General features: G+C 70.6%; 16 protein-coding genes and 1 pseudogene. 9 read left to right on the top strand and 8 right to left on the bottom strand.

What is annotated here, in order from left to right; translation table 11 throughout:
• The first annotated feature begins 35 nt into the window (after positions 1 to 35).
• Positions 36 to 788, top strand: coding sequence for a GntR family transcriptional regulator (locus ACF1AJ_RS15045; RefSeq protein ID WP_391508070.1), 753 nt, complete (start codon positions 36 to 38; stop codon positions 786 to 788).
• Between the two features lie 36 nt (positions 789 to 824).
• On the opposite strand, the gene ACF1AJ_RS15050 is transcribed toward ACF1AJ_RS15045, so the two are convergent.
• Together ACF1AJ_RS15050 and ACF1AJ_RS15055 are read right to left on the bottom strand one after the other, a co-directional pair.
• Positions 825 to 1,814 (bottom strand): diacylglycerol/lipid kinase family protein, encoded by a 990-nt coding sequence (locus ACF1AJ_RS15050; protein WP_391508071.1) that lies wholly within the window; start codon positions 1,812 to 1,814, stop codon positions 825 to 827.
• A 301-nt stretch (positions 1,815 to 2,115) separates the two neighbouring features.
• Positions 2,116 to 3,327: an MFS transporter gene (locus tag ACF1AJ_RS15055; RefSeq protein ID WP_391508072.1), complete on the bottom strand. Its 1,212-nt coding sequence runs from the start codon at positions 3,325 to 3,327 to the stop codon at positions 2,116 to 2,118.
• A 57-nt stretch (positions 3,328 to 3,384) separates the two neighbouring features.
• Between ACF1AJ_RS15055 and ACF1AJ_RS15060 the strand changes: the two genes are divergently transcribed.
• Entirely contained in the window at positions 3,385 to 3,765 is a 381-nt protein-coding gene (locus tag ACF1AJ_RS15060) for a MerR family transcriptional regulator (protein ID WP_391508073.1), read from the top strand.
• A 37-nt stretch (positions 3,766 to 3,802) separates the two neighbouring features.
• On the opposite strand, the gene ACF1AJ_RS15065 is transcribed toward ACF1AJ_RS15060, so the two are convergent.
• Positions 3,803 to 4,426: a TetR/AcrR family transcriptional regulator gene (locus ACF1AJ_RS15065; RefSeq protein ID WP_391508074.1), complete on the bottom strand. Its 624-nt coding sequence runs from the start codon at positions 4,424 to 4,426 to the stop codon at positions 3,803 to 3,805.
• A gap of 157 nt (positions 4,427 to 4,583) precedes the next feature.
• Here ACF1AJ_RS15065 and ACF1AJ_RS15070 point away from each other — a divergent pair, with 157 nt between their 5' ends.
• Complete coding sequence (locus ACF1AJ_RS15070) at positions 4,584 to 5,609, top strand: aldo/keto reductase (RefSeq protein WP_391508075.1); 1,026 nt, start codon at positions 4,584 to 4,586, stop codon at positions 5,607 to 5,609.
• 28 nt (positions 5,610 to 5,637) lie between these two features.
• Here the strand turns inward: ACF1AJ_RS15070 and ACF1AJ_RS15075 are convergent, their stop codons facing one another.
• On the bottom strand, positions 5,638 to 6,123 hold the full coding sequence (locus ACF1AJ_RS15075; protein ID WP_391508076.1) for a GNAT family N-acetyltransferase: 486 nt from the start codon (positions 6,121 to 6,123) through the stop codon (positions 5,638 to 5,640).
• Positions 6,124 to 6,414: 291 nt separating this feature from the next.
• Positions 6,415 to 6,951 (bottom strand): MOSC domain-containing protein, encoded by a 537-nt coding sequence (locus tag ACF1AJ_RS15080; RefSeq protein ID WP_391508077.1) that lies wholly within the window; start codon positions 6,949 to 6,951, stop codon positions 6,415 to 6,417.
• A 154-nt stretch (positions 6,952 to 7,105) separates the two neighbouring features.
• On the opposite strand from ACF1AJ_RS15080, the gene ACF1AJ_RS15085 reads away from it, so the two are divergent.
• A complete protein-coding gene (locus tag ACF1AJ_RS15085) occupies positions 7,106 to 8,293 on the top strand; it encodes a Fic family protein (RefSeq protein WP_391508772.1) in 1,188 nt (395 codons plus the stop codon).
• Positions 8,294 to 8,325: 32 nt separating this feature from the next.
• Here the strand turns inward: ACF1AJ_RS15085 and ACF1AJ_RS15090 are convergent, their stop codons facing one another.
• Positions 8,326 to 8,880 (bottom strand): cysteine hydrolase family protein, encoded by a 555-nt coding sequence (locus ACF1AJ_RS15090; RefSeq protein WP_391508078.1) that lies wholly within the window; start codon positions 8,878 to 8,880, stop codon positions 8,326 to 8,328.
• Between the two features lie 56 nt (positions 8,881 to 8,936).
• Between ACF1AJ_RS15090 and ACF1AJ_RS15095 the strand changes: the two genes are divergently transcribed.
• Genes ACF1AJ_RS15095 through ACF1AJ_RS15105 form a run of 3 tightly spaced genes read left to right on the top strand, consistent with a single transcriptional unit; the run spans position 8,937 to position 11,757 of the window.
• On the top strand, positions 8,937 to 9,374 hold the full coding sequence (locus ACF1AJ_RS15095) for a MarR family winged helix-turn-helix transcriptional regulator (RefSeq protein ID WP_391508079.1): 438 nt from the start codon (positions 8,937 to 8,939) through the stop codon (positions 9,372 to 9,374).
• The gene (locus ACF1AJ_RS15100) at positions 9,374 to 10,843 is read left to right on the top strand and encodes an MFS transporter (protein ID WP_391508080.1); all 1,470 of its coding nucleotides are present in this window, start codon (positions 9,374 to 9,376) and stop codon (positions 10,841 to 10,843) included. The genes ACF1AJ_RS15095 and ACF1AJ_RS15100 overlap by 1 nt, the downstream gene beginning before the upstream one ends.
• Entirely contained in the window at positions 10,840 to 11,757 is a 918-nt protein-coding gene (locus ACF1AJ_RS15105; RefSeq protein WP_391508081.1) for an arginase family protein, read from the top strand. The genes ACF1AJ_RS15100 and ACF1AJ_RS15105 overlap by 4 nt, the downstream gene beginning before the upstream one ends.
• Before the next feature lie 13 nt (positions 11,758 to 11,770).
• Here ACF1AJ_RS15105 and ACF1AJ_RS15110 read toward each other — a convergent pair whose 3' ends face one another.
• Together ACF1AJ_RS15110 and nirD are read right to left on the bottom strand one after the other, a co-directional pair.
• Positions 11,771 to 12,493, bottom strand: a complete 723-nt coding sequence (locus ACF1AJ_RS15110; protein ID WP_391508082.1) for a sirohydrochlorin chelatase — start codon at positions 12,491 to 12,493, stop codon at positions 11,771 to 11,773.
• Positions 12,490 to 12,861 carry a nitrite reductase small subunit NirD gene (nirD, locus tag ACF1AJ_RS15115; RefSeq protein ID WP_309854883.1) on the bottom strand — a complete coding sequence of 124 codons (372 nt, stop codon included), beginning with the start codon at positions 12,859 to 12,861 and terminating at the stop codon, positions 12,490 to 12,492. Before nirD ends, ACF1AJ_RS15110 begins: the two co-directional genes overlap by 4 nt.
• 221 nt (positions 12,862 to 13,082) lie before the next feature.
• On the opposite strand from nirD, the gene nirB reads away from it, so the two are divergent.
• Complete coding sequence (gene nirB, locus ACF1AJ_RS15120) at positions 13,083 to 15,674, top strand: nitrite reductase large subunit NirB (RefSeq protein WP_391508083.1); 2,592 nt, start codon at positions 13,083 to 13,085, stop codon at positions 15,672 to 15,674.
• Positions 15,671 to 16,446: pseudogene (cobA, locus tag ACF1AJ_RS15125) on the top strand (uroporphyrinogen-III C-methyltransferase). The gene nirB and the pseudogene cobA overlap by 4 nt, the downstream one beginning before the upstream one ends.
• The last annotated feature ends 1 nt before the right edge of the window (position 16,447 follow it).

Genomic DNA, 16,447 nt, shown 5'->3' on the forward strand with positions numbered 1-16,447 from the left:
CCGACGATGGAGCCGGCCGAATGAAGGGGGATGCGATGCCCGCCAACGCACTGAGCGACGCGCGGCTGGACCGGGAGGCGAAGGAGCCGCTCTGGCAGCAGCTCGTGGCCGTGTTGCGCGACGCGATCGAAACCGGCGCTCTCGCCCCCGACCAGGCCCTTCCGTCGGAGGCCGACCTGATCGACCGGTACGGGGTCTCGCGCACGGTGGTCCGGGAGGCGCTGGCCGAGCTGGTGCGCCGCGGTCAGATCTACAAGATCCGCGCGAAGGGATCGTTCGTCGCGCCGCCGCGCCGCGATCTGTCCTTCATCGGGTCGAATGCGGGCTCCTCGGAAGACCTCGCCGGCACTGGTCGAACGGTCGCCACGCGCATCCTCTCGCTCGATGAGGGGTTCGCCGACGAACTCGAAGCCGCCGGCCTCCGCGTACCGGAGGGCACCCCCGTCATCCGGATGCGACGCCTGCGCACGGTCGACGGAACGCCGTGGCTCTTGGTGCAGACGACGCTTCCCCGCGACCGCTTCGCCGGGCTTCTCAAGGCTCACCTCGAGAACCGGTCGCTCTACGACCACCTGCGCCGCACCTACGGCGTCGCCCCGGCCGGCGCCGACCGCTGGCTGAAGGCGATCATTCCCTCGGCCGAGGAGGCGTCGCTTCTCGAATTGCCGTCCGGCGCCCCGGCGCTCGACATCGTGTCGGTCGCCTGGGACGAGGACGGCGTGCCGTTCGAGTACTACCACGCGCTGCACCGCAGCGACGAGTCGCGCTTCTACGTCGGCGTGCGCTGACCACCGCCCCGGAGGCGGTGCGGGACAGCCGGGTGTTCAGGCCCGGTCCCGCACCCGCAGTGTCAGCGCGTGGTGCGTCACAGTCAGCGTCGCCGCGATCACCGAGCCGTTGGGGTCGCCGTCGAGCTGGATCTCCTGCGGCTCCTCGAACCACACCTGGAGCCTGCGCGCCTGTGCATACCGGATCGCCCGCGGCTCGGGCGTCAGACGGCCGACGAACCGGCCGAAGCCGGTCCGGTGCAGCAGGCGGTTGAAGGTGAGGCGGTAGCCGATGTTCGTCCAGCCCGCGCCGCGTCCGGGCCGCAGGATGACAGCGTCCAGCATCCCGTCGTCGATGGTCGCGGCGGGGATCAGGAGCAGACCGGCCGTGAGGCTGCCCGAGTTCCCGACGATGACGGTGTGCGCGCGGGTCGACACCGCCGGCTCGTCGTCCAGGCGGAAGGTGAGGTCGAACTGCCGGTTGCCGAGGATGCTGCGGGCGATCGGGTCTGAGTACGCCAGCCAGCCGATCCGCTTCTTCAGCGCCTGGTTCGTCTTCGCGGCCATCTGTGCGTCGAGCCCGATGCCCGCCATGACGAGGAACGCCCGCTGCACCGAATCGCCGTCCGGTCGTTCGAGCGTCGCGAGGCCCAGATCGACCGGGCGGTCGCGGCCGGTGAAGGCGACGGTGACGGCCGTGCGCAGGTTGTTCAGCGGCAGCCCCAGCTCGCGGGCGAACAGGTTGCCGGTGCCCGAGGGGATGAGGCCCATCGGGATGCCCGTGCCCGCCAGAGCCTCCGCGGCCGCTCGGAGCGTTCCGTCGCCGCCCGCGACGACGATCAGGTCCGGCTCCGATGCTGCCGCGTCCAGGACGGCGGCGCGCCCGTCGTCGACCGCGCTGGTCTCGAACCACACCGACTCCGTCCATCCGCCGGCGGACTCCTCCGTGGCGACGGCGGTGCGCAGGGCGGCCACCTGGACCTTGCTCGGGTTGAACACGACCGCCGCCCGCCGAGCCGGCATCGACGGGATCAGGTCAGAGCTCACTCGACCACCGTACGCGGAAGCGGGCCCCGGGAAGCGACCCATGGCCGCACGCGTCGACGGGAGCCCGGTGTCGGGTCACCGGGTCCCCGTCTCGCGGGAGTCGCGCGACTCCCTGGTCTGCGACAGCTCGGGTGCGTCGCATCCCACTGTGATACGCCTGCCGCGGCGGGACCCGGATGGCGGCGTACCCGAACGACGATCACCTGGGCCCGACCCGGGTGAAGCGCCGAAAGAACTCGGGGACAGCATCGCCGGGGTCTGGGGCGAACCCTCATATGGTCGCACCGATGCAAGGGCGGCGCTAGAGGAGAGATCGCCTGCGAGCAGGACGCACGACCAGAGCGGTGAATGCCGCCACGGCGGATCCGGACAGCAGAAGCGCACTGGGCCCGACGCTTCCCTGCCCTGAGGTCGCGATGAGCGAGCCGCCCACCGTGGAGCCGACGGCGATCCCGATGTTCAGGACCACGACGAAGAGGCCGGTCGCCAGCGGCCGGAACGTCGCAGACGCCGTCCTCGCCACCCGTGCCTGAAGGACGGGAGGCAGCCCGCCGATCCCGAACCCGACGAGCGCGGTGCCCGCCGCGGCCAGCGGCTGCGGGAGTCCGGAGGACGGCGCGGTGGTGATGAGCAGGATGCCAGCCGGTACGGCAGCGACCAGGACGAGCAGTGCGGTCGCCGGGTACCGGTCGCTCAGCGCCCCACCGAGGAGGAGGGCGACGGCGCCGGCGACCCCGGCCATCAGCAGCACGGTACCGACACCGTCCGGACCGATCCCGGCGGCGCCCAGCACCGGCACGATGTACGCGTACAGGGTCATGTACCCCGTCAACAGGAGCGCGCCTGCCGAAAGGAGCGCGGCCACCGAGATCGCCGAGCGATCGAGGGAGCGGGTCCGCATCCCCCCGGTGGGTGCGCCCGGCAGCCGGGGGAGGCCGACGGCGAGCACGAGGGCGGAGACGATCACGAGGCCGGCCGCGCCCAGGAAGGCCCATTGCCACGCACCCGCTGCGGCCAGTGCGGCACCGGCGGGGACCCCGAGGACGGAGGCGAGGGTTCCCCCGCCGAGGACGACGGCCATGGCGCGGCCCAGCCGTTCCGGCGGCGCCAGCATCGGAACGTACGTGAAAACGACAGACCATGACACGGCGGCCGCGAGCGCCGAGACGAGACGGGCCACGACCACGACGGCGAAGACGGGAACGGCGGCGACGACGACGGTCGCGACCGCGAGCACGGCGAGCGAGACGACCAGCAGCGGCTTGCGCGGCACGTGCCGGGTGACCTGCATGGCGGGCACGGTGCCGACGACGATCGTCACGGCCCACACCGCGACCAGAGCGCCCACGGCTGATGCGTCGATGCCGAGGGTCGAGGACATCCCGAGGATGAGGGCGGGAGGGAGGAGTTCGGTGCTGACGGAGGCGAACAGGGCGAGCCCGAGGCCGAGCAGGAGCGGCGTCCGCATGCGGGCGGTCGGAGACGGGGCGATGCTTGCCGGGGATGCTGTCATGCTCGTACCGTAAACATTGACATCGATGAGAAGGTCAAGAGGATGGGGAGGAACGGCATGAGGATCGGCGAGCTCTCTCGGCGCACGGGTGTCGTCACCCGTCTCCTGCGCTACTACGAGGAGCAGGGGCTCCTCGAGTCGACGCGGTCGCCGAACGGATATCGGGACTACGCCGAAGAGGACGTCGACACCGTCCTGCGGATCCGCGGCCTGCTGGCCTCGGGGATGACGACCCGGCTCATCCGCATGGTGCTGGACATGGAGGGGGTGCGCGGGACCGAGTCCGCCGCCCAGTGCACCCGGACGGTCGCCGGAGAGGTCGCGGAGGAGCTCGCCCGCGTCGAGGAGCGGTTGCGCTGCCTCTCGCAGAGCCGCGAAACGATGCGGGAGTGGCTCACCACGGCCGGCTATCCGGAACTCCTCGCCGAACCGGCCTGACGGGTCGACGGACGGCTCGGCGGCCGCGTCGGACCGCTCAGACCTCGTCGGCCGGCGCCCGCAGCCCGGCCAGCAGGATGCGCACCATGCGGTCGGCTCGCGGCGACACCCCGCCATGCGGACCCGCGCCGTGGCAGAGGTTGGCGACGGCGCCGAGCAGCTCGGTGGCTTCCACGTCCTGCTCGATGTCGCCGGCCGCTCGCGCCGCGGCGAGGAGGCGATCGAGCGTCGGGGCGAGGTGCGTGGAGAAGTAGTCGGCCAGGGGTTCGTACGCGGGATCGCCCGAGTGAAGGGCCGCGGCGAGGCCGCGCTTCGTGCCGACGAACTCCGTGTAGCGCATGATCCAGCGATCCAGCGCCTCGCCCGGCGGGGAGGTCGCCTCGATCTCGGTCGCCGCGTCGGCGCAGGCGTCGATCTCGGCGCGGAAGACCGCGGAGATGAGGTCGGACCGCAGCGGGAAGTGCCGGTAGAGCGTCCCCACACCGACGCCCGCGCGGTCGGCGATGGCGCGCACGGGTGCCTCCACTCCGGACTCGGCGAAGACCGCCTTCGCGGCCTCGGTCAGCGCGGTGACGTTCTGGCGGGCGTCCGAGCGCTTCGGCCGGTTCGCCGCGGGGGCGACGGCGTCCGCGGTCGCGGAGGTGCGGGTGCTGGCGGCCATGGCGACTCCTCCGGTGGGCGGGCAGAAACGACGGGTGTTGTAAGTGGAACGTTGTTCCGGTACTGTTCGAGTTATCCGGAGTGGCGTTCCGCTTCTTCGGATTGTAGAGCACGGCAGAGGGCTGTGCCACGTCCTAACCACGTCTGGAGCAGAAGCAATGCAGTATCGAACTCTCGGCCGCACCGGCATCAAGGTCAGCCCGTACGCGCTCGGCGCGATGATGCTCGGGGCGCTCGGAAACCCCGATCGCGCGGAGGGCGTCCGCATCATCCACCGCGCGCTCGACGCCGGCATCAACTTCATCGACACCGCAGATCGCTATGGCGATTCCGAGGAGGTCGTCGGCGAAGCGATCGCGGGCCGCCGCGACGACGTCGTGCTGGCCACCAAGTTCTGGGGACCGGTCGACGACGACATCAATCATCGCGGCGCCTCCCGGCGCTGGATCATGCAGGCCGTCGAGCGCTCGCTCCGCAACCTGAAGACGGACCACATCGACCTCTACCAGCTGCACCGGCCCGACCCGGACACCGACATCGACGAGACCCTCTCCGCACTCACCGACCTGGTGCGTCAGGGCAAGGTGCGGGCGATCGGCTCGTCCTCCATGCGCGGCTCCGAGATCGTCGAGGCGCAGTGGATGTCGGAGCGCCGCGGCTACGAGCGCTTCCGCACCGAGCAGCCGAACTACTCCATCATCGACCGCGAGATCGAGCGCGAGATCCTCCCGGTCGCGCAGCGCTACGGCATGGGGACCCTCGTCTACAGCCCGCTGGCGGGTGGAACGCTCACCGGCCGCTACCGGGCCGGCGGCGAGAACGACAACTTCCGGTCGACCCGGACGGGGATGCGTCACTTCCGTGACGAGCGCCGGCTGGCGGCGGTCGAGGAGCTCATCCAGCTCTCCGACGAGATCGGCGTGAAGCTCACCCACCTGGCCATGGCCTTCGTCATCGCGCACCCGGGCGTCACCTCGGCGATCGCCGGACCGCGCACGATGGAGCAGCTGGAGGACACCCTCGCCGGCATCGACGTCGCCCTGTCGGACGAGGTGCTCGACCGGATCGACGCGATCGTGCCGCCCGGCGAGAGCATCGGCGCGATGGACATGGTCTACCGCGGCCCCGAGGTCGGCGACGCGTCGCTCTGCCGGCGGCCGGTCGCCGCGCGCTCGGCGGCGTGACGTCAGCCAAGGAGAGTGCGCGGCGGCGTCAGCCGAGCTCGCGGTGCATCGCGTAGCGCTCCAGCTCCGCTTCGCCGCGCTGCACACGCTCGACGTCGTCGACCACGAACTCCGCTCGTTCGAACACGGGACGGGCGACGCGGCTGGCATGCGTGGTCAGCCGGGTCAGCGAGCGCTCCCGTGCGAGTCTGATCACATCCGCGAGCAGGGCCGCCGCGACCCCTTGGCGCGCGGCGGCCGGAAGGGTGAAGAGCCGGTCGATGTAGCCGTCTCCACTCAGGTCGGTGAAGCCCAGAACGACACCGTCCCGCTCCGCGATCAGGGTTCCTGCCGCCAGGCGTTCGGCATCCCACGTCGTCGCCCGCGGCTCGTCTCCCAGCCACGCGTGGGTCTGCTCCTCGGAGTATTGTGCGCGCGCGGTCCCGAGGATCGCCCGGATGAAGATCTCGAGCGTGGCGGCGGCATCGGACGAACGGTACGCACGGATGATGATGTCGGTCGGTGGCGTATTCACGGTCTCTCTCTCGGCCGGTCGGTCGGCCACAGAATCCTACAAAGCCGCGGTCGCGGGATTGCCGCCGGTGTCGCTGTCACGTGGTCATGATCCACGAGGGGGCCGCGCACCAACCCCCCGGTACGGTGCGCGGCCCGGTCCTCGTCCGGTGGACGGAAGTTCAGGCCCCCGGAGCAGGGATGCACGTTCAGCGGGCGCCCCTTCTCGCCGTCCTGATTCGTGTCCCTACAGAGAGATGTCCGGACGGGGCGGAAAGGTTCCATTTTCCTTTCGAGCGCGGAACTCGGAGGCTCAGACCGGTGCGAGCGCCTCGAACGGCTCCGCCGGAAGGCGCACCTCGATGGCGTCGCCGGGGCGCACGATGCCTCCGGTCACGACGACGGCCATGACCCCGGCCTTCCGGACCGTGGCGCCGTCGGCGTCGGTGCCCACGACCTCCTTGAGCAGGCCGGGCTCGAACCGGTCGATCTGCACGCACGGGTTGCGCAGCCCGGTCAGCTCCACGACGGCCTCCTCGCCCAGGTGCAGGCGGGTGCCGCGGGGGAGGCCCAGCAGTTCGAGCCCGTCGGTCGTCACGTTCTCGCCGAGCTGACCCGGCGCGACGTCGGCCGTCACCTCGTCGAACAGCTCGCGATGGATGAGGTGGACCTGTCGCAGGTTCGGCTGCGTCGGGTCGCGCCGCACGCGGGAGAGGTGCTGCACCGTCGCGCCGAAGTGCGCATCTCCTTCGACACCGAGGCCGGCGACCAGGGTGATGGACTCCTGCGGCGGCTTTGAGAAGCGGTGCCGGGCGTCGCTGTTCACCGAGATCACGCGTGCGGTCGTCATCTCCCCATCGTGCCGCATCTCTCATGGAGTTGATCTTGCTCACACGATGAGCGCACTGCTTATGCTCCACTTGAATTACGACCCTGTAAGTTCAAGTAAATCGCGCTTTACTTGAGTACCCAGTCCGCGCGATCAAGCTAACTTGAAGGACACGATGGAAGCGCGAAAGTTTGCGAATAGTCCAATCGGCAACCTGATCCCGATTCGAGGTACCGATAGGCGGGGAGCGCCGTATCAGGACTTCGCTTTCGCTGCGCATCCCCTTGGGCAGCCACCGGCTCTGGCTACGTCGACATGGGCGCAGGTTTCGACTGCTAATCGAGCGCTCGGTCGGTTGCAGCAGGGCTCTTTAGTGGTCATCAACCCTGGGCTGCTCAGGCAGCCGACGGTTCGCCGCGAGGCGCAAAGCACATCGGCGCTCGAAGGAACCTACGCTCCCCTGGAGGATGTGCTCGCCGCTGACGTCATTGAAGGAAGCGAGCGGTCGCCAGCGCTCAACGAGGTGCTGAACTATGTGACTGCAGCTGAGGGCGGTTTTCAGTGGGTACAGCAGGGGCGCGCCATAACGTCCGGGCTTCTTTGCGACCTCCACCGAACCCTGGTGGCGGGCACCGCCGCGGACACTACTGAGGCGGGTCGGATCCGGCGAGTGCAAGTCGTCATAGGCTCACGGGGAGGAAGGGTCGAGGACGCGCGGTTCATTCCCATGCCGGAAGGACCTGCACTTGAAGCGGCTGTAAACGATTTGCTGGCGTGGATGCAGTTTCCACCGACTGATCTCGACCCGATCGTCGCCACGGCGATGGCGCACTACCAGTTTGAGACACTCCATCCATTCAACGACGGCAACGGCAGGATCGGTCGACTCCTGATTGTGTTGCAACTGGTCGCGCTTGGTGTTTTGCCCGAGGGTCTTCTGAGCGTGTCTCCGTGGTTCGAGCAGAGACGCGAGCAGTACCAGGACCTCTTGTCCCATGTCAGTGCTACTGGCGAATGGGACGACTGGGTGGCCTTCTTCGCGAAGGCAATCGAAGTTTCTGCGGTTGATTCGGCGAATCGAATCAGCGGCCTGGTGGACCTCCAGACTGCTTTCCATGAAACGCTGCGCGACGCGGGTGCTCGAGGCGCAGTGCGAGACATCGCCGACATCCTTATCGGATCGCCTTTCGTGAACATTCCGAATCTTCGCGACAAGACCGGTCTTACGTATCAGGCAGTCAGCAATGCCGTCCGACGTCTGGTCGAACTCGGAATACTCGAACAACGCAATAGCGCCGGGGTCATGGCATTCCGTGCGCCAGCGGTGATTGACATCATTTCCGCGCCTAGTTCAGCGGGCTAATTCAACTCGACTGGACTGAGACGCGCGCCGGCTCAGAGCGCCGCGGCCCACTCGTCGACGCTGGTGACGGTGGCCTGACGCGGGAAGACCTTCTCGGTGAGCACGCGGTGCACTTCGGGGTCGGCGTCGCCGCACGCGTCGGCGAGCACGGTGAGCCGGTAGTCGAGGTCGGCCGCCTGGCGCAGCGTCGACAGCACGACGCCGCTGGTTGCGATGCCCGCGAGCACGAGGTCGTCGGCGCCGAGGCCGCGGAGCAGCACCTTCAGGTCGCTTCCCGTGAAGGCGGAGACGCGCCTCTTCACCACGACCGGCTCCTGGCCGCGGGGAGCGAGCGCATCGACGACCTGGGTGGCGGGGCTGTCGACCAGCATGGCGTCGCCGGCGCTCGCCGCGCGGCCGCCGAACGCCAGGTTGGAGGCGGCGACCTCCGGGTAGCCGGGGCGGAAGGCGACGCGCACGAAGACCGGCGGGATGCCGTGGTCGCGCGCGGCGGCGAGGGCTCGGGCGGCCGCCTCGACCGTCGGCTCGAAGCCGGGGCGGCCGGCGATGCCGTTCTGGAAGTCCATCAGCAGCAGGGCGGTGGTCATCGGGGATCCTCTCGACAAATCTAGACAGGTACAACTGTGCAGTCTAGACTGTCGATATGAGCACAGGTCAACCGGATGTGACACCGCAGCAGATCGCCGTCGACCTCCGGGCGGTGCTCGCCCGGCTCCTTCGCAAGCTGCGTGAGGCCACATCCGACGCCATCACGCCCTCGCAGGCGTCAGCACTGTCACGGCTGAGCAAGGGCGGTGTATCGACGGTCAGCGCGCTGGCGATGGCCGAGCGGGTGCGCCCGCAGTCGATGGCGGCCATTGTGGAGGCGCTGGAAGGGCTGGGCTTCGTCACCCGCAGCCAGGACCCGAACGACGGCCGCCGGCAGATCGTCGACCTGACCGAGGCAGGATGGGCGCAGGTCGCGGGGCAGAAGGAAGCGGGTCTCGCCTGGCTCGACCAGGCGCTGTCCGAGCAGGCGTCGAAAGCAGAGCTGATCACGCTGGCAGCCGCGACCGCGATCCTCGAACGGATCCTCGACTGATGGCTCTCAAGCCTCCGCCGCCCCACCGCTTCGATCGGCGCCTGCTCGCGCCGATGATGCTCGGGGCGGTTCTCAACCCCATCAACACCGCCATCATCGCGGTGGCGCTCGCCCCCATCGGGATCGCGCTGGGGGCGCCGGCGTCCGAGACCGTGTGGCTGGTGTCCGCGCTCTACCTTGCCACGGCCATCGGCCAGCCGCTGGTCGGCCGACTGGTCGACATCTACGGGGTGAAGCGCCTCTTCCTCGCGGGCGGCACGCTAGTGGCGGTGGCGGGCGCGATCGGCCTCCTCATCCCGGAGTCCCACGACAGCATCTGGTGGCTCGTCGTCGCGCGGGTCGTGCTGGGCCTGGGCACCTGTGCGGGCTATCCGGCGGCGATGCACATGATCCGTGCGGAGGGGCAGCGCACCGGCGTCGCTTCGCCCGCCGTCATCCTCACGGTCCTCTCGGTGACGACGCAGACGGTCGCGGTGATCGGACCGACCCTCGGCGGTCTGCTCATCGGAGCGTGGGGATGGCGCGCCACGTTCGCGGTGAACCTCCCGCTCGGCGTCGCCAGTGTGATCCTGGGCTGGATCCTGCTCCCGCGCACGACGGGCCTGGAGCCGCCGCGTGACCAGCGGCCGCGCATCGACAGCCTCGGCATCCTCTTCTTCGCGGTGACGATGCTTGCGCTGCTCGTGTTCCTGCAGAACATCTCGGTGGCGGCGCTGTGGATGGTCGCCGTGGCGCTGGTCGCCGGCGCCGGCCTGGTCTGGTGGGAGCTCCGGGTGGATGCGCCCTTCATCGATCTGCGCGTGCTCGGCGGCAACGGGCCGCTGCTGCTGACGTACACCCGCTCGCTGCTCACCGCGACGATCTCGTACACGTTCGTGTACGGGTTCACACAGTGGCTGGAGGAGGGCCGGACGCTCAGCCCGACCGCGGCCGGCCTCGTGCTGCTGCCCGTGTTCGCCGCGGGAATCGGGGTCGCGCTGGCCTTCGGCCGCCGTCCGGAGGTGCTCTGGAAGCTCCTGATCGGTTCGATCGCGCAGCTCGCCGCCGGCATCCTCGTGCTGTTCATGGGCGGGACGACGCCGATCTGGTTCCTCATCGTCACGATGCTCGTGCTCGGCATCCCGCAGGGGCTCAACAACCTCGCGATCCAGAACACGCTGTACCACCAGGCCGAGCCGGAGCGGATCGCGTCCTCGGCCGGGCTGCTGCGCACCTTCTTCTACCTGGGCGCCATCGTCGCATCCGTCGTCTACGGCAACGTCTACGGAGCCCACGCCACCACCGGTGGCCTGCACGTGCTCGGCTGGGTGGTCATCGGCATCTCGGTGGTCTTCTTGCTGATCACCGTGCTCGACCGCAGCCTGCGTGCGATCGGCCACGAGAGTGTAGGCGGCGGGGATGCAGGCGGCGCGGATGCGGGCGGCAGCCCCGCCACCGGCGAACCGTCCGCTCGTACGATGAGGGCGTGAGCAGGTCACGTCAGTGGGGAGTCGTCGGTGTGCCGTCGAGTGCCGGCGGTCACACGCCCGGCATGGACCTGGCGCCGGCTGCGATCCGTGACGCGGGCCTGATCCGGCTGCTCGAGGAGCAGGGACACGACGTCCGCGACTTCGGGGATGTGCCCGGCTTCCGGCGGCGACCCGATCCGGCGAACCTGGACCGGCAGAACATCGGCGAGGTGCATCGGGTCGCCGTGGAGACGGCGGGCGCCGTCGCTGCGGTGATCGCCGCCGGGCGGACGCCGCTGGTGATCGGCGGCGACTGCACCGTGACGGTCGGCGTGGTCGCGGGCTTCCGGCGGGCGGGCGCGCCGACCGCACTCCTGTACGTAGATGGCGGCCCCGATCTGTACACGCCCGGCCGCATCGCGTACGGCAACGTCGACGCGATGGGAGTGGCGCATCTGCTGGCGCTTCCGGGCAGCGACCCGATCCTGACGACGCTGCAGGGGGACCCGCCGCTGCTGCGCCCGGACGAGGTGGTGCTCTACGGCGATGCGCTCCCGGAGGACGGCGACGACCTCGAGCGCACCCTGGTGGAGCAGCTGGGGCTCGTCCGTGTTCCGGCGACGCGCATCCACATGGATGCCGTGGAGGCCGCGCGCGCGGCGCTCGCAGCCGTGGAGGCGGCGGGAGAGCGCTTCGTCGTCCACTTCGATGTCGACGTGCTCGGCCACCTGCACCTGCCACTGGCGAACATGCCCAACCCCGACGCCGCCCCCTGGGGACTGAGCATCGCGGAGGTCATGGCCAGCCTGCGCGTGTTTTCGGACAGCGACCGGTTCGCCGGGATCGTGCTGACCGAGGTGAACCCGAGCAACGCCCCCGACGGCGGGGCGATGCGGGAGTACGTGGAGCTGGTCGCGAGCGGCCTGAGCGGCTGAACGCGCGTGGCGCTTACCTCGAGATCGATGACGCCGAGCGCGCGGCCGCCGCCGCATCCACCCGGTCGCGCACGACCTCGACCATCGCGTCGGGCGTCGACCGCGGCGTGAGCAGCGGTGCGGTCGCCACGTCGCCGCCCGCCCGCTCGGCGAGCGTGGCGAAGTAGCCGGGCGCGAGCAGGTACGTCGCCACGACCACGCGGGCGCCGGGATGCGCCTCGCGGGTCTGCCGGATCGCCTCGGGCAACGGCGGGGTCGCCGCCGAGATGAAGCCGACCGTGACGGGGCGCGCCAGCCGCTCCGCCAGGAGCGCTCCGGTGGTGCGGCAGTCCGCGACAGCGCGGGCGTCGGAGGAGCCGGCGGCGGCGAGTACGACCGCGTCGGAGTCGCGGAGACCCGCTTCGGTGAGACGCTGGACGAGCACGTCGACCAGGCGGGAGTCCGGGCCGAGGGCGCCGGTGACGGACGCGGGCAGGGGTGCCTCGGCCGCGCTGTCCGCCAGGTCGACATAGACGTGGTACCCCGCCGACAGCAGCAGGGGAACGATGAGGGCGTCGTCCGCGACCGCGGCGGCGGACGAGAGCGCGGTGGGCACGTCGGGCTGCTCGACGTCGACGTGGCAGCCGAGCACAGGCGCGTCCGTGGATGCCGCCACGCGTTCCACGAGACGGCGGACGGCGGTCTGCCCCTCAGGTGAGGAGGTGCCGTGCGAGGCGGCGACGACCGCCGTGCTCATGCGTCCTCCAGCTCGATCTCGATGAAGCCGCCGACGATGCGGGTGCGGAAGGTCTGCAGCGCGAGAGCGGGGTCGGTGAAGCACTCGCCCGTTCCCAGGTCGTACACCTGTTTGTGCAGGGGGGACGCGATGGTCGGGCGGTCGCCGCGGGAGCCGACGATTCCGCGAGCCATCACCGGTGCGCCGCCGTCGGGGTCCTCGTGTGCGACGGCGTAGACCTCGCGCGGGCCGAGGAGGAAGACGGCGATCTGGCGCATCCTCAGCAACACGGCCTCGCCCCAGGACGGCTCGAGGTCACCGACCCGGCACGCGCGCACCCAGTCCGCGCTCCGGGACTCCGAGAGGGGGGAGGTCTGCGTGATCGTCATGCCCCGAGACTAGGCAGCCGATGTTTCGGACGGCGGCCGCTGCTGTTACTTCCTCATGAAGCGGTCCTCACATCCACCGACCGCCTGTGTGCGTCGCGTGTTAACGCGCGGTTACAACCGCGAAATTCGGGGGAAACCGCACCGCCCTACGCTCGAAAGGCACGAGGCGGGAGCGAATCCCGCCGGTGCGGCGGCAGCCGCCACGACCGGAAGGGGCCCGCATGACCGGACGCACAGTGATCGTGGGAGGCGGACCGGCCGCCCATCGGCTGGTGGATGCGCTGGTCTCGCGCGGAGCCGGGGCGACAGCCGGCGAGCGATCCATCGTGGTGCTGGCCGAGGAGCCGCACCTGCCGTACGACCGCGTGCAGCTGAGCAAGCGGCTCGCCGACGGCGACGTCGACCTCACCCTCGAGCCGGCATCCCACTGGGAGGATGCGGCGGTCGAGCTGCGCGTCGGGGAGGCCGTCACGGCGATCGACCGCGTGGCGCGCACGGTGACCACCTCCTCCGGCGCGGTCATCGCGTATGACGACCTGGTGCTCGCGACCGGCTCCTCCGCTCCGGTCCCCGACATCCCCGGAGCGCACGCCAGCCGTGTGTACCGCACCATCGCCGACGTGGATGCGCTGGTCGCCGAGGTCGCGGGGCTGCGGGAAACCCTGGGGCGCGCGCCGCGGGTCGCCGTGGCGGGCGGCGGCCTGCTGGGGCTCGAAGCCGCCGGCGGTGTCGCCGCCCTCGGCGCGGAGTCCGTCATCATCCACTCGGGTGGCTGGCTCATGTCCGCCCAGCTGGACGAGGGGGCCGGCCAGGCGCTCGGCCGGCTGATCCGGGCGCGCGGCATCGACCTGCATCTCGGCACCAGGCCCCGCGAGATCCTGCTCGACGACGACGGACGCCCGACGGCCGTCCGCTGCGCCGACGGCCGCAGCGTTCCGGCCGATATCGTCGTCTTCGCGATCGGCATCCGGGCCCGGGACGAACTGGCCCGCGACGCCGGCATCGAGACGGAGGAACGCGGCGGCGTGATCATCGACGAGGCCTGCCGCACCTCCGACCCGGCCGTCTGGGCGATCGGGGAGGTGGCGGCGATCGACGGCCGGACGGTCGGTCTGGTCGCCCCGGCCAACGCGATGGCGGAGACCGTCGCCGACCGACTGCTCGGCGGCGACGCGACCTTCACCACCGTGGACGACGCCACGAAGCTGAAGCTCTCGGGGGTGGATGTCGCCAGCTTTGGCGACGCGCTCGCCCGTGAACCCGGGGCGCTGGAGATCGTCTACGCCGACCCGGCCCGTGGGCTCTACCAGAAGCTGGTGGTCAGCGACGACGCCCGTACCCTGCTCGGCGGCGTCTTCGTCGGCGACGCCTCCCCGTACACGAGCCTCCGGCCGCTGCTCGGCCGCGAGCTGGACGCGGAACCGGCCGCCTACCTCTCTGCGGCGGGAGCAGAACCGCCCGCGGGTGGCGCGCTCCCGGACGATGCGCTGGTCTGCTCGTGCAACAACGTCACCTCCGGCACCGTGCGGTCCGCCGTGGAGGACGGCTGCCACGACCTCGGCGAGCTGAAGGCCTGTACGCGGGCGGGTACGCAGTGCGGGTCGTGCGTCCCCCTGGTGAAGAAGATCCTGGAGGCTGAGCTCACCCGCACCGGCGCCACCGTCTCCCACGCACTGTGCGAGCACTTCGACCTGTCGCGCCAGGAGCTGTTCGAGTCGATCCGGGTTCTCGAGCTGACCAGCTGGGAGGAGACGATCGCGCGTCTCGGGCGCGGCCGGGGCTGCGACATCTGCAAGCCGGCGGTGGGCTCCATCCTCGCCAGTCAGCACAGCCAGTACCCGCTGGACGGCGGCCGCGGTCAGCTGCAGGACACCAACGATCGCGCCCTCGCCAACATGCAGAAGGACGGCACCTACTCGGTGGTGCCGCGCATCCCGGGCGGCGAGATCACCCCGCAGAAGCTGGCCGTGATCGCCCAGGTGGCCACCGACTTCGGGCTGTACACGAAGATCACCGGCGGCCAGCGCATCGACATGTTCGGTGCACGTCTGGAGCAGCTCCCCGAGATCTGGAAGCGGCTGGTGGACGCGGGCTTCGAGTCCGGTCAGGCCTACGGCAAGGCGCTGCGCAACGTGAAGAGCTGCGTCGGATCCACCTGGTGCCGCTACGGCGTCCAGGACTCGGTTGGGATGGCCGTCGACCTCGAACTCCGCTACCGCGGCCTGCGCGCGCCGCACAAGTTCAAGTTCGGCGTCTCCGGCTGCGCGCGGGAGTGCGCGGAGGCCCGCGGGAAGGACGTCGGCGTCATCGCCACCGACAAGGGATGGAACCTCTACGTCGGCGGCAACGGCGGCTTCCAGCCCGCGCACGCGCAGCTGCTGGCCTCCGACCTCGATGACGAGACGCTCATCCGCTACATCGACCGCTACCTCATGTACTACATCCGCACGGCCGACCGGCTGCAGCGCACGGCCCGGTGGATGGAGGACCTCGACGGCGGCGTCGAGCACGTCCGCGCCGTAGTCGTCGACGACTCGCTGGGCCTCGCCGACGAGCTGGAGGCGGCGATGGCGAAGCACATCGACACGTACGAGGACGAGTGGGCGGCGACGCTGCGCGACCCGGAGCGGCTGCGCCGGTTCCGGTCGTTCGTGAACGCGCCGGACACCCCCGACCCGTCGATCGCCCGGGTCGAGGAGCGCGGCCAGCTGCGCCCGGCCACCGCCGAGGAGCGCGCCGCAGGCCCCGTCCTCGTCGCGGGCTCGACCATCCCGGTCCGGCCGGGCGCCGCAGACGGAGGAGAGACACGATGACACGCACAGGAACGGTCACCCTCGTCGGCGGCGGACCCGGCGACCCGGACCTCCTCACGGTCGCGGCGGTGCGGGCGCTCGCCGCGGCGGACGTGGTGCTGTTCGACCGCCTCGCCCCGCATGACACGCTCGCGGAGCTCGCGCCGCGCGCGCGGCTGATCGACGTGGGCAAGCGGCCGGGACACCATCCCATCCCGCAGGATGAGATCGAGCGCATCCTCGTCCGGCACGCTCTGGAGGGCTCGGACGTCGTGCGGCTGAAGGGCGGCGACCCGTTCGTGTTCGGCCGCGGCGGCGAGGAGGTGGAGGCCTGCCGGCGGGCGGGCGTCCCGGTGCGCGTCGTCCCGGGAGTGACGAGCGCGATCTCGGTACCGGCCGCTGCGGGCATCCCGGTGACGCACCGGAACACCAGCAGGATGTTCACCGTCGTCTCCGGGCACGCCCGCTCTCGCCGGCCGAGCTGGAGCACCTGGCCGGCCTCGGCGGCACCATCGTCATCCTGATGGGGATCACGAACCTCCCCTCGATCACCGCGGGGCTTGCGCGGTTCGGGATGGACCCTGGCATGCCGGTCGCGGTCGTCGAGCAGGGCTACTCCGCGCGGCAGCGCACGACGTTCGGGAAGCTGTCGACCATCCTCACCGAGTCGGTGCGAGCGGGCGTCGGCTCGCCGGCGGTGGTCGTCATCGGCGAGGTGGTCCGGCTGGCGAACGACGGGGATGCGGCGTCGGCCGCCGCCCTCGCCGACGCGGCCGCGGTGACGGGGCCGTGAG

It is taken from the genome of Leifsonia sp. NPDC014704 (assembly GCF_043083605.1).
Classification (GTDB): Bacteria; Actinomycetota; Actinomycetes; order Actinomycetales; family Microbacteriaceae; genus Leifsonia.

Bases quoted from the DNA above. Each gene is read 5' to 3' on its own strand.
- ACF1AJ_RS15045 (WP_391508070.1), top strand. From the start codon at position 36: ATGCCCGCCAACGCACTGAGCGACGCGCGGCTGGACCGGGAGGCGAAG.
- ACF1AJ_RS15055 (WP_391508072.1), bottom strand. From the start codon at position 3,327: ATGACAGCATCCCCGGCAAGCATCGCCCCGTCTCCGACCGCCCGCATG.
- ACF1AJ_RS15060 (WP_391508073.1), top strand. From the start codon at position 3,385: ATGAGGATCGGCGAGCTCTCTCGGCGCACGGGTGTCGTCACCCGTCTC.
- ACF1AJ_RS15065 (WP_391508074.1), bottom strand. From the start codon at position 4,426: ATGGCCGCCAGCACCCGCACCTCCGCGACCGCGGACGCCGTCGCCCCC.
- ACF1AJ_RS15070 (WP_391508075.1), top strand. From the start codon at position 4,584: ATGCAGTATCGAACTCTCGGCCGCACCGGCATCAAGGTCAGCCCGTAC.
- ACF1AJ_RS15080 (WP_391508077.1), bottom strand. From the start codon at position 6,951: ATGACGACCGCACGCGTGATCTCGGTGAACAGCGACGCCCGGCACCGC.
- ACF1AJ_RS15085 (WP_391508772.1), top strand. From the start codon at position 7,106: ATGGAAGCGCGAAAGTTTGCGAATAGTCCAATCGGCAACCTGATCCCG.
- ACF1AJ_RS15090 (WP_391508078.1), bottom strand. From the start codon at position 8,880: ATGACCACCGCCCTGCTGCTGATGGACTTCCAGAACGGCATCGCCGGC.
- ACF1AJ_RS15095 (WP_391508079.1), top strand. From the start codon at position 8,937: ATGAGCACAGGTCAACCGGATGTGACACCGCAGCAGATCGCCGTCGAC.
- ACF1AJ_RS15100 (WP_391508080.1), top strand. From the start codon at position 9,374: ATGGCTCTCAAGCCTCCGCCGCCCCACCGCTTCGATCGGCGCCTGCTC.
- ACF1AJ_RS15110 (WP_391508082.1), bottom strand. From the start codon at position 12,493: ATGAGCACGGCGGTCGTCGCCGCCTCGCACGGCACCTCCTCACCTGAG.
- nirD (WP_309854883.1), bottom strand. From the start codon at position 12,861: ATGACGATCACGCAGACCTCCCCCCTCTCGGAGTCCCGGAGCGCGGAC.
- nirB (WP_391508083.1), top strand. From the start codon at position 13,083: ATGACCGGACGCACAGTGATCGTGGGAGGCGGACCGGCCGCCCATCGG.